8 protein-coding genes, 1 pseudogene and 1 CRISPR repeat array are annotated in these 12,956 nt (G+C 69.8%); of the genes and pseudogenes, 5 read left to right on the forward strand and 4 right to left on the reverse strand.

Annotation, left to right across the window (positions count from 1 at the left end; all coding sequences use genetic code 11):
• Positions 1 to 128 precede the first annotated feature (128 nt).
• Both GGD88_RS19245 and GGD88_RS18560 read left to right on the forward strand, forming a co-directional pair.
• Positions 129 to 539 (forward strand): annotated as a pseudogene (locus GGD88_RS19245) (AraC family ligand binding domain-containing protein); the annotation flags it as partial.
• Between the two features lie 132 nt (positions 540 to 671).
• Positions 672 to 860, forward strand: a complete 189-nt coding sequence (locus GGD88_RS18560; RefSeq protein WP_246423470.1) for a helix-turn-helix domain-containing protein — start codon at positions 672 to 674, stop codon at positions 858 to 860.
• Positions 861 to 1,015: 155 nt separating this feature from the next.
• Here the strand turns inward: GGD88_RS18560 and GGD88_RS00110 are convergent, their stop codons facing one another.
• Entirely contained in the window at positions 1,016 to 1,333 is a 318-nt protein-coding gene (locus GGD88_RS00110; RefSeq protein WP_343056158.1) for a GNAT family N-acetyltransferase, read from the reverse strand.
• Between the two features lie 158 nt (positions 1,334 to 1,491).
• Between GGD88_RS00110 and GGD88_RS00115 the strand changes: the two genes are divergently transcribed.
• Positions 1,492 to 2,678 (forward strand): IS3 family transposase gene (locus tag GGD88_RS00115; protein WP_246423458.1). Its coding sequence is split into 2 segments (ribosomal slippage): positions 1,492 to 1,759 and positions 1,759 to 2,678, totalling 1,188 coding nucleotides; the frame shifts between segments, so codons are not numbered across the junction.
• A gap of 72 nt (positions 2,679 to 2,750) precedes the next feature.
• Positions 2,751 to 3,248: a CRISPR direct-repeat array (repeat unit 36 nt; unit sequence GTTGCGGCTGGACCCCGGTTCCCTGTCGGCTAAACT).
• A gap of 74 nt (positions 3,249 to 3,322) precedes the next feature.
• On the opposite strand, the gene cas2 is transcribed toward GGD88_RS00115, so the two are convergent.
• From cas2 to cas9, 3 genes are read right to left on the reverse strand one after another with little or no spacing between them, the layout of a single operon-like run.
• Positions 3,323 to 3,655 (reverse strand): CRISPR-associated endonuclease Cas2, encoded by a 333-nt coding sequence (cas2, locus tag GGD88_RS00120; protein ID WP_184430807.1) that lies wholly within the window; start codon positions 3,653 to 3,655, stop codon positions 3,323 to 3,325.
• Positions 3,652 to 4,572 (reverse strand): type II CRISPR-associated endonuclease Cas1, encoded by a 921-nt coding sequence (gene cas1, locus GGD88_RS00125; protein ID WP_184430808.1) that lies wholly within the window; start codon positions 4,570 to 4,572, stop codon positions 3,652 to 3,654. Before cas1 ends, cas2 begins: the two co-directional genes overlap by 4 nt.
• Positions 4,573 to 4,592: 20 nt before the next feature.
• Positions 4,593 to 7,739, reverse strand: coding sequence for a type II CRISPR RNA-guided endonuclease Cas9 (gene cas9, locus GGD88_RS19050; protein ID WP_184430809.1), 3,147 nt, complete (start codon positions 7,737 to 7,739; stop codon positions 4,593 to 4,595).
• Between the two features lie 446 nt (positions 7,740 to 8,185).
• On the opposite strand from cas9, the gene GGD88_RS00135 reads away from it, so the two are divergent.
• Entirely contained in the window at positions 8,186 to 8,857 is a 672-nt protein-coding gene (locus tag GGD88_RS00135; RefSeq protein ID WP_184430810.1) for a CHAT domain-containing protein, read from the forward strand.
• 104 nt (positions 8,858 to 8,961) lie between these two features.
• Positions 8,962 to 12,177, forward strand: a complete 3,216-nt coding sequence (locus GGD88_RS00140; protein ID WP_184430811.1) for a hypothetical protein — start codon at positions 8,962 to 8,964, stop codon at positions 12,175 to 12,177.
• The last annotated feature ends 779 nt before the right edge of the window (positions 12,178 to 12,956 follow it).

Here is a 12,956-nt window from a genome sequence, read left to right on the forward strand (position 1 = left end):
GGCCAGCAGCATCGCCGCGAACGCGGCGAGCCAGAGCAGGGCGAGCGCGTTTGCAAGATGCGGCAAATCCTCCATCATCGGGCCACGATCGCCGCATTGCGTCGCCCTGTCTTGAACGATCGTGCGCCATGACCCGTCCCGACGACGGCCTGATCCGGTCCCGCCCCATCGCGGCCGGGCTGGAGATCGTCGAGACGGCGGGGCTAAGAACCGGCTACAGGCCCCACGGCCATGACAACTATGTCATCGGGACGACATCGCACGGCGTGCAACGCTTCCGCTACCGGGGCGAGTAGCGCCACGCCCTCGCCGGCCAGGCCTTCATCCTCCATCCCGACGAGCGGCATGACGGACGGCCCGGAACGGAGGATGGCTATGGCTACCGCGCGATCCACATCGCGTCCCGGCTTATCGCGGAAGCCAACGGGTTGAGCCCGCTGCCTTTCGCCAGCCCCGTCCTGACCGATGCCGGGCTGATCGACGCGATCGGCGCCCTGATCAAGGCGCGGGCCGATGCACCATCGGACATGGCCCTCGTCAGCGCGCTCGCCGATCTGGCCGGTGCTCTGGAGCGCCTTGCCGGCCGGCCGCGGCGCAGGACACCCATCGCCGACGAGACCCTGCGTGGCGTCAAGGCCGAGCTCGACGACGCGCCCCGCTCCGCCCTCTCGATGTCGGCCCTCAAGGCCGCATACGGTCTCAGCCGCTTTGCGATCGCGCGCCGGATCCTTGCGGGCGAAAGCCTGGCCGATGCGGCGCTCGCCGCCGGGTTCAGCGACCAGAGCCACATGACGCGGCACTTCCTGCGGGCCTTCGGCATGACGCCAGGCCGCTGGCAGGCGCTCCGCGAGAGGCGTTGAATTCGCTTGGAACCGAGCCGCGTCGCTGCAACAGATCCGGCGGAGCATGGGTCATCACGATCACAACTCCAGTGGGCTCCGGAGCGCCGGTAATGCCCGCGCAAATCGGGCTCGCCATCATAAGCCGAATAGGGATCCGATTCCGCGCATCGGAGTTACTGGGTTTTCGCTTGCGCCATCCCGCTTGACTTGGGTTTGGAGCCGGGCGTCCACCTCACCATCTCGGCCCAGGCCGGGCGGAAGCCGGCACTGGCATAAAGGCGAATGGCCCCTGCATTTCCGGCAATCGCCCCAACGCAGCAATCGCTGACGCCGCGTGCTTCCAGAAGCCGTCCCGCCGCCGCCAGAAGCGCCTTGCCGATACCGCGGCCACGCGCGTCTGCGCGCACGGCCATGACGTCGATCTCCGCGACCGCGTTCCCGGTGGGCCAAGTGTCAGCGAAGTCGTCCCGCCCCACAGCAATGTCCAACACTGCAATGCAGAGTGGTGCGGCTGCCGGACCTGCACGTAAAAGCAGCTCCTCGCGTGCGGCAGCCTCGAAAATCGGCAGGAATACTGAGGTGGTCCCAAGAATCTGGACAGGTGGGTTGGCTCTGAGGTGAGCTCCCTGGAGACACAGGAGAGCGCACGATGCCGAAGCAGACCCGCCGCAACCACAGCGCTGCCTTCAAGGCCAAGGTGGCCCTGGAGGCCCTGCGGGGTGAGAAGACCGTCGCCGAATTGAGCGCGAAGTATGAAATTCATCAGACGCTGATCAACCAGTGGAAACGGACGCTGACCGATCAGGCGTCGGCGGCGTTCGAGAAGGGTGGCGGCCAGGACGGGAAAGAGAACGAGCGCCTGGTGGATGATCTCTACAAACAGATCGGGCGCCTGAAGGTCGAGAACGATTTTTTGGCCGTCAGGCTCAAGCGCTGACCCGGGAGGAGCGCAGAGCCATGATCGATCCCTCCCACAAGGACTTGAGCCGAACCCGCCAGTGCCAATTGGTCGGCATCAGCCGGTCGTCCCTGTACTACAGGCCGGTCAACGACAACAGCCCGAAATACCAGGAAGACCTGGACCTGATGGCCGACATCGACCGCCAGTTTCTGGAGATGCCCTACCTGGGCAGCCGCCGCATGGCGGAGGTCCTGCGGCGCCAGGGCTGGTCGGTGGGCCGCAAGCGGGTGGCCCGGCTGATGCGGCTGATGGGCCTGGAGGCGATCTACCGCCGCCCGCGCACCACCGAGCCGCACCCGGAGCACCGGGTCTACCCGTACCTGCTGCGCGGCCTGACCATCGACCGGCCGAACCAAGTCTGGGCGGCAGACATAACGTATATCCCGATGCCGAAAGGGTTCCTGTACATGGTCGCGATCATGGACTGGCACAGCCGAAAGGTTCTGTCCTGGAAGCTATCCAATACCATGGACGCCGACTTCTGTGTCGAGGCCTTGAAAGAGGCACTGGAGATTTACGGAAAGCCCGAGATCTTCAACACCGACCAGGGCAGTCAGTTCACCAGCCTGGACTTCACCGGCGTTCTCCAGGATGCCGGCGTGCGCATCAGCATGGACGGCAAGGGGCGCTGCATGGACAATGTGTTCGTCGAACGCCTGTGGCGCAGCCTGAAGTACGAGGACGTCTACCTGAAGGCCTACGCCACCGGATCCGAGGCCCGGGCCGGAATCGGCGCGTGGATCAAGACCTACAACACCCGGCGTCCACACCAGGGGCTGGCATATCGAACGCCCGACGAAGTGTATTGGCCAGGCCCGCCGTCCTCCGGGCTCCGCTGCCGCTCCGCCCTGCAGACGGCGGGCCTGGCCGCCTGAACCGTCACCCACCAACCCGCCAAGGAGCCCCTCAGAGCTTACGAACCCACCGAACCTGTCCAAACAATCGGGATCACCTCAGGACCCCGGTTCCCTGTCGGCTAAACTCACGGCCAGGGTCAGCAGCAGCGCGCCGTGGTTGCGGCTGGACCCCGGTTCCCTGTCGGCTAAACTATGCTGACCCACGTCAAGGAACTCATCGCAGTTGCGGCTGGACCCCGGTTCCCTGTCGGCTAAACTTGTCTGCGACAGCGGATCGATGGCCGACTGGTTGCGGCTGGACCCCGGTTCCCTGTCGGCTAAACTGGGAGAGAGAGCATGTATGTAATAACAATGGTTGCGGCTGGACCCCGGTTCCCTGTCGGCTAAACTAGGTAGGATTGTCGCAGTCCTCATAATAGGGTTGCGGCTGGACCCCGGTTCCCTGTCGGCTAAACTTAGTCGTGCAGGGCCCGCCAGACCGTGGCGGTTGCGGCTGGACCCCGGTTCCCTGTCGGCTAAACTGTGGTTCAGGAACGGCCGCTCGTTCAGCGGGTTGCGGCTGGACCCCGGTTCCCTGTCGGCTAAACTGCATGTCCCCCTAGCGCCCTGTGTTCAGGGCGTTTTTTTGTGCCGGACACCCCCAGATGCAAGATCGCGGCCCCTCAGAACAGCACGAGCTGGGCCGGTTTTCCGGCCTGGGGTTGGCGCGAGACCCCGGTGTACGTTCGGCAGGTTTCGTATTGCTTGTCGGTGAAGTAGAGAATCGAGACCTTTCCCGCCTTGGGCAGGTTGCGCTCGATCTCCCGGGTCTGCGCTTCCGCCAGCTCCCGAGTCGCGCAGAACCGGGCGTAGACCGAGAACTGCACCATCTCGAACCCCGCATCGAGCAGGTAGGTCCGAAAGGTGGTCGCGCGTTTGCGTTCTGCCTTCGTGCCAACCGGCAGGTCGAACAGGATCATCATCCATGTCATGCGATATCCCGACAGGTGGGTCATTGCGCCCGCTCGCATCCGACAAGGTCGAGCGCCGTCGGCGTGGTCGGTAGGTCTAGGGCCGCCGAGCCAGCCTCGAAGCTGGTTGCCAGGGAATGGGTCAGGGCGTCCAGGGCCGTCGCCAGGGGGCTCGTCCCCTTCGGCCCCGGAAGATCCAGGGTGGTGACCGCCACCAGGGCCTGTTTCACCGGCGGTGTCAGGTCCTCGAGACCGTCCCGCACCAGCGTCCTGACCGTCAGGTCCACGAACGGCCGGAACGGTTCCATGACGTCGTCCACGAGGCACATGGGATTGCCGCGATTGTGGTGATGCAGACCCAGGGTGGGATGGAGACCGGCGCCCATGACCGAGCGGGCGGTCGCGGCCCGAAGAACGGTGTAGCCGTAGTTGAGGAGCGCGTTGGCGCCGGGGGCCTCGGGATCGCGTCGGAAATCCGGCCCCATCACCAAGGGCCAGTAGCGCCGCGCGGCCTGGGCTTCCACGTTGTCCGGATCACCGGACCGCACGGTGCGTGCCAGCCGAGCAAAGGCGGCCTCCGGTCCGCCGAGGGCCCCCACAACGCTCCCCTGCATCCGGATCTTGGCTTGCACCAGCTGCTGCCACAGGCGTTTGCGCAGCGGCAGGCGGGCCTCGGCCTGGCACCGCATGCGATGCGCCTGAACGTGGTGGCCGTCGACCGGCCACAGGACCGCCTCGGGCCGATGTTGCGGTCCGCACAGGACCACGGGAACACCCCGTCGCGTCAACGCGATCATCAGGGCATTCGACCAGGTCGTCCCGTGGGCGTTGACGATCACCGCCCCGATGCTGTCGAGGGCGACCCGACCGATCTCCTCGTGTCCGGTGCCGACGACGAGGAAGCCGCGCCGCAGACTCAGGTGCCGCCCGTCCTCGGCGATCTCGACAATCCGGCCGACCATCCTGCGGTCCCCGGCGCGGCTCAGAGGGGCGGGGGGACGGGCCGAATCCGGCCGATCGGATCGACACGCACCCGGCGGGTGGCCGTCTGCTGCATGCGCGCGAACGTCAGCAGGCGCCAGCCGCGCCAGCCGAAGTCGTCCTCCGGGTCCCGGTCCCGGGCGCCGAAGTCCCCCGCTTCCGTGTGCCCGACGACCCGAACCCGTCGCGCCGAGACCTCCAGCCGCACCACACGAACGATCGCACGCCTGCCCTCCACCTCGGTCTCGAGCAGATCGCCCTTGTGCAGCACCATGACCGGGCGCGCGTCCGGGTGGCGCGACCGCCACGGGGCAGGCTCGGCCTGGTTGGCCGCAAGGACGGTGACCCCTTCGCCATGCCACCGGCCAGCCCGTTCATAGATCTCGATCCTGTGGTTCTTGTCCGGGATCAGCGCCTTGTATGGGTGGCCGGACTTGTCCAAGATCGAATGCACGGCGGCTTCGGTTTTCAGCAGCCGGACCCGCCGGACAGGGTTCGCCTCGCCGTACCGCGTGACACTCTCCTCTGGGAAGCGGGCCATCGCCTGCATGTGCGAGAGGCCCAGGGCCTTGGCCTCCTCCAGCCAGGCCAGCACCTTCGCGCGGATGGCGCGGTCCCGGATCCGGCCCACCTCGGACGTCGTCAGGCTGGCGACCGGTTTGCGGAAGACCAGATTGCAGCCTCCTTCCGAGGCCGGATCGCGCACGTGTCCATAGGCGGTGTCCTCGTGCAGGCGCCCCTGCGTGCCATGGTCCGGCTTGTGCGAGGCGACGACGGTGGACAACCGGGCCTGAAGGGACTCGCGGAACGCCGGCCAGGGTGCGGGCATGTCCTCGATCAGACGGGGGCGGGTTTCGTCGGCCGCGCGCGCCACGCGGTTCAGAAGACCGCGGTCGGTACAGCCGACGACAAAGGCGTCGATCGCGTGGTGGCGGTGGTCGGTGCGGGTCTTCCGATTGTGATCCGAAAGCAGGCCGTCCAGTCCCCATTTTCCGCGCAGCATGGCGGTCAATCGTCCTGGCGTCACCCAGACCCGGACCCCTTCGTCTTTCGCATACAGGCAGCCCAGGTATTCCGCCGTCCGACGGGCGAGGTATTGTGTGTCGGTGAGCTGGCGCGCCAGGAAATCCTGCTCGCCCTCGAAGCGGTCCATGGCGTCGGGCTCGAACCGCCAGCGCTTGTTGCCCGGCAGGTCCTGGGCGCGGGCCAGGATGGCGGACCAGTCCGGGTGACCGTGGAAGGCTTCCCAAGGGGACCGGTTGCCCTTGAGGCGGTTCCATTCGCGCAGGCTGACCGTCTTGTTGGCGGCGCCGTTGTCGAGGGTGCGACGGAACGGCAGGATGTGCTCGACCTCCACCTCGGGCGAGAACAGCAGGGCCCGCGAGATCGGCCGACCCGAGTACACGCAGCAGCGCCGGGTGGGGTCGCGCGACAGTTCCTCCCAGAGACGCAGCCGGAGGCGGTTCTCGCCCGTGTCCTCCAGGCCCAGTTCCGCCAGTTCCCTGCGGTGCCGGTCATTCCGCGCCTGGTTCTCCCCCTGGCGCCGGGTCTCCAGGTCGCGGTCCCGTCTGGACTGCTTCAACTCCCGCGCCAGCTCCACGATGATCTGGTCGGGCCGCCCGTAGGCCTTGATCAGGGCGTTAACCACCGTGCGGAGCTGGTTCAGGCCGATGTGGACCGTCGGATTGGGGACACGGCCCCAGCGATCCTCCTTGCGGGCGCGGGCGTCGCCGCTGCCGGCAAGATGCCGGGACAGAACCTCGCCGTAGTAGGGCAGGAATGGGCGGGCGGAGTGGTCGCTCAGATCGGAATGGTGTCGGCCGAGGCGCGCCAGTGCGGTGCTCTCGTGCAGCGGAGCGGCGCAGCCATGCCCCTCCGCGTCCACGATGGCCTCGGCCTCGGCCTGCATCACCGGCACGAGGTCCGACAGCACGATGCGGCCGAACCGGCTGTGTCCAGCCGGCAAGGCGGTGCGCGCGACCCTGACCGCGGCCGCTTGGTCGAGGCCGTGGTGCGCTATCAGCCATGCGACGAGCGTCGGTTCGTCCGCCTCCGCGAGCAGGCGCTCGACCACGGCCGTCTGATCGGTCAGCGACAGTGAATGCCACGCTTTGCCGAAGGCGGTCTTGTGCGCCAGCCGGGCCGCCGTCTCGTCGCCGGACAGGCCGGTCCGCTTCTCGCTTTCCAGATTGAAGCGGTGGTCGGCATCGAGGCCCAGCGTCCTTCGCATGCTGTCGAACGTCACCGTCTTCGAGCGCCGGAGCCGCTCCAGCAGCCGGTCGCGCTCGTCGACCGTCAGGCGGCGGCGGGGCTGCCCGGGTACGCCGACCTCCAGGGTGGCCAGTTCTTTCAGAATCCGGAACCGCTGGGTCAGCGGCAGGGCCCACGGGGCGCGTGGGTCTCCATGCTCCAGGGTACAGAACCCCACGATCGGGGGCCGCAGGTCACGCTGCCGCAACAGGATATCGCGCAGGGTGAGCCGAGTCGTCTCGTCCAGGTTCAGTTGGTCGCCCTGTGCCTGCCAGAGGGCATCGAACTCCTCAGCCACCAGATCGCGGGACGCATAGAACACGTACCCTGCGCGCGCCCCCTCGCCGCGGAGGCGGGCGCGCACCCACTCGCGTCTCTCGTGCCGCCAGTCGAGCAGTTCACCGAGTGTGCGTGCGCCCTCCGCCTCCATGGCTTGCCGGGTTGCATCGATGGCCGTGCGGATCCTGCCCTGGTCCTCGTCCTCGCCAGGGTTGGCTTTGCGGTTGGACCGGAAGCCCCGACGTTGCGACAGGTGAAACAGGGCTCGTCCCAGTTCGTGAGCCGTCAGGGCCTGGTCCAGGCCTTTCCGCCGCAGCGCGTAAGGGTCCAAAGACTCCAAGGCCTTGCGCGCCGTCTCGTCGGCCGGCATGAGGCTGGAGTCGATCAAGGCGGCCATGAAATCGGCCTTGCGCCGGAGCAGCCGGTCCCGCCGGCGGCGGGCGCCCCGGGCCAGCCTGCGGCCCTCGTTGAGGGACGTCTTCTTCTGCGGCTCGCGCCCATCGTCGAACACGCGGACGCCGAGGTCGATCAGGTCGCTGGGCTGCTGACGGTCATCTAGCGCGAGCACCGCCCATCCCAGACTGTTTGTCCCGATGTCGAAGGCGAAGCGTTTACCCATGTGACCTCCGGCAAGAAGTGCAACATAAATGATTGCATTGCCGACGCGCGTACGCTACCTTTTCGTTCGGATGGGTTGCGTTGCCGTTTTAGCCGACAGGGAACCGGGGTCCATCCGTTAACAAGCCTAAATGGCACAAAATGGGGGTCTCCTACGGGAGGCCCCTTCTTGTGTGTGCGCCAGGCAGGGCGCGGAGCGCCGTGACTGGCGCTGCCTGGACCGCTGTGGTGGCGGTCCGGGTGATTTGGGGGTGGAAGTCCCCTGCGGGCCCTGGTGACGGGAACCGCTAGCCGAACAGCAAGGGCGTCCCCGCGAGGCGGGGTCTGAAGGAAGCTGGAGGCAAAGTCCTGGCCCGACGAACAGGAACCGCATACGAGGCGCCGAGACCCTGGGCGAGGGGGCATGGAGACCCGAAGCCCGATGTCACCCGGAGGGCCTGGGCGTAGATGCGGCGGGCGCTGTCCAACGCCGCCGTCGCGCCCGGCGCGGCCGCGGTCGAATCCCGGCTGCGCGCGGGGTATCGGGGCTTGATCGCGCCGCTTCTGGACCACCTCGCGGCCGTGGACACGCTGTTCATCGCCCCGGACGGCCCGCTGCATGCCGTCCCCTTCGGCGCCCTCACCGACGACCGCGACCGCCGCCTGCTGGAGCGGTTTGCCGGCGTCCGCCTGCTGCAGACCGGGCGCGACCTGGTCGCCCGGGAGCGCCCCGCGACCGGCACCGGGCTGGTCGCGCTGGGCGGCGTGGACTTCGGTCCGCCACCCGACACCGAGCCGGCCGCGGCCGCCCCGGCGACCGACGGCGATGCGGTGCCGCTGACCGGCCTGTCCGCCTGCAACACCGGCCAGGGGGTGTTCGACGACTCCGAGGGGCTGGAGGGGCTGCCGCGGGCGTTCTACGTCGCCGGGGCCAAGGCCGTGCTGGTCGCCCTGTGGCCGATCGGGGACGCGGCCACGGCAACGTTCATGGCCCGGTTCTACGAGACATGGCTGGCCGACCCGACCCTGTCGCCGGCCGCCGCGCTGCAGCGGACGAAGCGGGTGCACGACATCGGCAGCGCCAACCCGGCCGCGCGCGACCCGGCCGTCTGGGCGCCGTTCGTGCTGTACGAGGGGTGAGGCGCGCCACACAAGGGCGGGATGGCGGTGGTGGCGCGGGCGGTTCTGTGCTGTCATTGCGGGCGGTGCTCCGCCCCCACCGCCAGCGATGTGCGACCCGGCCGATGCGAGACTCCCACCGCGCCCTCATCAAACGCGCCCTGCCCGGGCTGGGGCTGGCCGCCGCGGGAGTCGTGGTGGCCAGCCTCGCCCCGTTGCAGGCGATGATCGACCGGCTCATCGACGCGCTCGATCTCACCAAGTGGCTCGGAGTGGTGCTGGCGCCGCCCCTGGTGGAGGCCCTCACCACCGACTGGCGGGCGGCGGTCCTGGGCGGCGTCGGACTCTTCGCGGGGGTGTCGGGCGCCGGCCTCGCCCCGGTGCGCGCGGCGACCGACCGGCTGCTGCCGGACCCGCCGCCGTTCCTGGACCGGACGCTGTTCCGGGACAGGGCGGACGTGTTCAGCCCCTACGCCCGGCCCGACCTGTTCGTCGGCCGCGACCTGTCGCCGCTGATGCGGTTCGCGGGCGGGGATGTCACCGGCCTTGCGTGGTGGGCGCTGCACGGCCCGCCGGGCTGCGGCAAGTCGCGCCTCGCCCTGGAATGGCTGCGCCGGCTTGCCACCCTGGAGCGCGGCCGGCGCTGGGATGCCGGCGTCCTGCGCCCGGAGGCCTTGCGCGATCCGGACGTGCTGGCGCGCTGGCGCTTCCGCCGCCACACCGCGATCGTCCTGGACGACGCCGGCGAACACCCGGCCCGCTGGGCGAGGCTGGCCCGGCTGGCGGCGAACCCGAGCACCCGCAAGGTCCGGGTGCGGGTCCTGTTCGTCGAACGGACGCGGCCGCGTCCGCAGGTCGGTGGTCCTGGGGATCTGAGCCCGGACCTGCGGCCGCACTGGACGGCGGTCCTGGCGGCCTGTCACGGGGGCGGGACCGACCCGTCGCTGCCGGTGGCGGACCTGGGCACACAGGCGGTCGCGGCCCTGGCCGCGCGTGTCCAGGGGACCCCCCTGGCCGAGGCCGATCTGCACACCCTGCTCGACCGCAGCGGGGGCCGGCCCCTGTCGGTGGTCGCCGGTGCGCTGGCCGGGACGGACCGCGACGCGGCGGCGGTGTTCCGGGCGCGCGCCGAGGCCCTGGTGACGCCGGACGATCCGGTGCGGGCGCGGGTGCTGGTGCTGGCCGCCCTGGCGGGACCGGTCGAGCGGACGGCCGTGCGCGCGGCCCTCGGCGATGCGTCGCGGACCCTGCTGGAGACGCTGTTCCCGACCCATGAGGCCCGCCGCCTGCGCCGGGAGATCCCGGTGCTGCGCCCCGAGACGGTGGCGCAGGCGGTGCTGCTCCAATGCCTGATCGAGTACCCCGAGGCCGCCCGGGACAGCGCCGCCGCCGCCTTCACGGCCGCCCCGGCGGTGGCGGCGCATCGGTTCGCCCGGCTGTGGCTCGACGGTCCGGACGCCGAGGCGGCGCTCGACCTGGCCGCGGCGCCAGTGGAGGACGCGCCCGGGGACGACGCCGCGATGGCGCGCGCCCGGGCGATGCTGGACCTGGCGCGGGTCCACGCGCGGGCGACCGGCCATGATGCGCTTGCGCCGGTCGACATCGAGACCCTGTCCGCGGAACAGCACGCCCACGGGGCGGCGGGCCGGCTGTGGGACATGCTGGCGGTGCACACGGAGGTCATGCTCGCGCTGGCCGGCCGGCCGGACGACCCGGCGGCGGAACACGGACGGATCCAGGCCCTTCTGTGCGCCTTGCGCCATGTCGCGGAGCACGCGCCCGCGCGCGCGGACATCGATCCGGCGGCGCTGGAGACCGCCCTCGGCGACCGCCTGAGCCGCGCGCTGCGCCGGCCGTCGGCCCGGGCCGAGGACGCGCGGGCGGCCGCCGGCCATTACACCAACGCGATCTGGGCGTACGGTGACGGCGCGCTGTCCGAACCCGACCCGGGGCGCGCCGAACGCCTGTGGGCCGCGCTGGCGGCGGCCCGCCGCCGCCTGGCGGAGATCGACGCCGGGTGGCCCGACGACGCCGCGGTCGCTCGCGAGGTCGCGCGGGGCGCATTCAACCTCATCACAGCGTACGGCGACGGGGCCCTGGCCGCGACGACGCCCGCCCAGGCCAAGCGGTTGTGGGACCGTGTCCGTGAGGCGGACGACTGGCAGGCGGCGCTCCTGGCGCGTTGGCCCGACGATGCCGCCCTCGCGGTGTTGGTCGCCCGGGGCGCGACCAACCTGATTTGCCGCTGCGGCCCTGGGTCCGTGGCCGCGACCACGCCTGCGGAGGCCGACCGACTATGGGATCGCGTTGGCGCAGCGCAAGACCGACAGGCGGTGCTCCTGGCGCGCTGGCCGGATGACGCCACGGTCGCGCATGCGGTCGCTCGTAGCGCGACGATGCTGATCACAGCGTGCGGCGAGGGGGCACGGGCCTCCGCCGAACCGGAGAAGGCCGAGCGGTTCTGGGGCTGGGTCTTTGTGGCATACGACAGGCAGACCGGGCTCCTGGCCCGCTGGCCGGACGACGCAGCGGTCGCCGTGGAGGTCGCCCAGGGCGCGACCAACCTGATTGCCGTCTGCGGCCAAGGGACTGTTGCCGCCACCACGCCGACAGAGGCCGAGCGGTTCTGGGGCTGGGTCGTCGCGGCCCACGACAGGCAAGACGCGCTCCTGGCGCGCTGGCCGGACGACGCGGCGGTCGCCGTGGAGGTCGCCCAGGGCGCGAACAACCTGATTAACCGCTTCGGAGAAGGGGCCTTGGCCACGACCATGCCGCAGGAGGCCGATCGGTTCTGGGGCTGGGTCGTCGCGGCCCACGACAGGCAAGACGCGCTCCTGGCACGCTGGCCCGACAACGTGGCGGTCGCCGAGGCTGTCGCCAATTGCGCGACAAACCTGATTCACTACTGCGGCAAAGGGGCCTTGGACGCGACCAAGCTGGCGGAGGCCGAACGATTGTGGAGCCTTGTTGTCGCGGCGGAGCAACAGCAGGCCGCGCTCCTGGCGCGCTGGCCCAAGGATAGCACGGTTGCCGGTGCGGTCGCCGGCGGCGCTCTCAACATGCTCATCACGGTCACGGGCGGTGCATGCCTCGAAGCCGTGCAGGACTGGATGGCCGAGGCCCGCGCCGCGCTCACGACGACGGAACACCGCGTGGCCCGGATCATCGAGCGGTGGATTGACGAGCCGGAGATCGCGTTTCGGATCGCGTGCTGCGCCGTACTCTTTATTCGCGAAAGACTAGGTGCTCGCGACACTTGGTTCGCGATCGCGCGCCGGATCCGGGAGCGCCATCCCTATGACGACCGGATCGCCGCGGAACTGCAGTACCTCGACCTCTGAGCGGTCGGCCGCGTGCCGACCCGCGCGACCGACCGCGCCCGCCCCCGCGTGTGCCGGAAGACGGCGGCGACCGGGTCGGTCCGCAACGCGGCGCGCCGACGGCCGCCGGCGTGGCGAAGACACCGAGACGCGGCCCTACGTCCGGCAGTACGACGGCAGCGGACCGAGATCGAGACCCGGGGGCTCCAGGGTCTCTTACCAACCTCCCGCTCTGGCGCCGCAGGCGGCGGCCAGGCCGGCGCGGATCAGGGGGGGCGGCGATGTCCTCGCCCCCGAGGTGGCAGACGCCGACTAGAGCCGATTGTTCGAAATCGGAACCGCAGATGCGGTCCGATTTCGAACGTGAATCGGCTCTATATTATTGATTTTACAGCCGATTATCGCGACAAACCGAAGTCGTGCCGCGATTCCGGTTTGTCGCAATCGGCTGTAAGCGCGCGAACGACCGCGCACCGGTGAGATAGCAGGTGACCGTCCGCCCCTCGACCCGGGCGCGCAGGAAAGCGGTCGCCGCGGCCCCGCCGGGCTCGGACCGCTCCGCCAGTTTTGCTAGAAAACGCGCTCTCCAAACCCGGCTCCGGCCGGGTTTTTGCGTTGGGTCAAAGGGATATGGGGGGCGGCTGTTCACCGGCGGTGGGCGCCGGCGCCTGGCGCGCCTCCAGATCCTCGCGGACCGAGATCCGCGCCCCCCGACCCATGATACCGGCCGCCGGACGGACGGACGGACTTCTCCGTCGGCCGGGCGGCGCGACTCTGGCATCGCTCTGCGATGCCAGCGT

Source organism: Roseospira goensis (assembly GCF_014197795.1).
GTDB lineage: Bacteria > Pseudomonadota > Alphaproteobacteria > Rhodospirillales > Rhodospirillaceae > Rhodospira > Rhodospira goensis.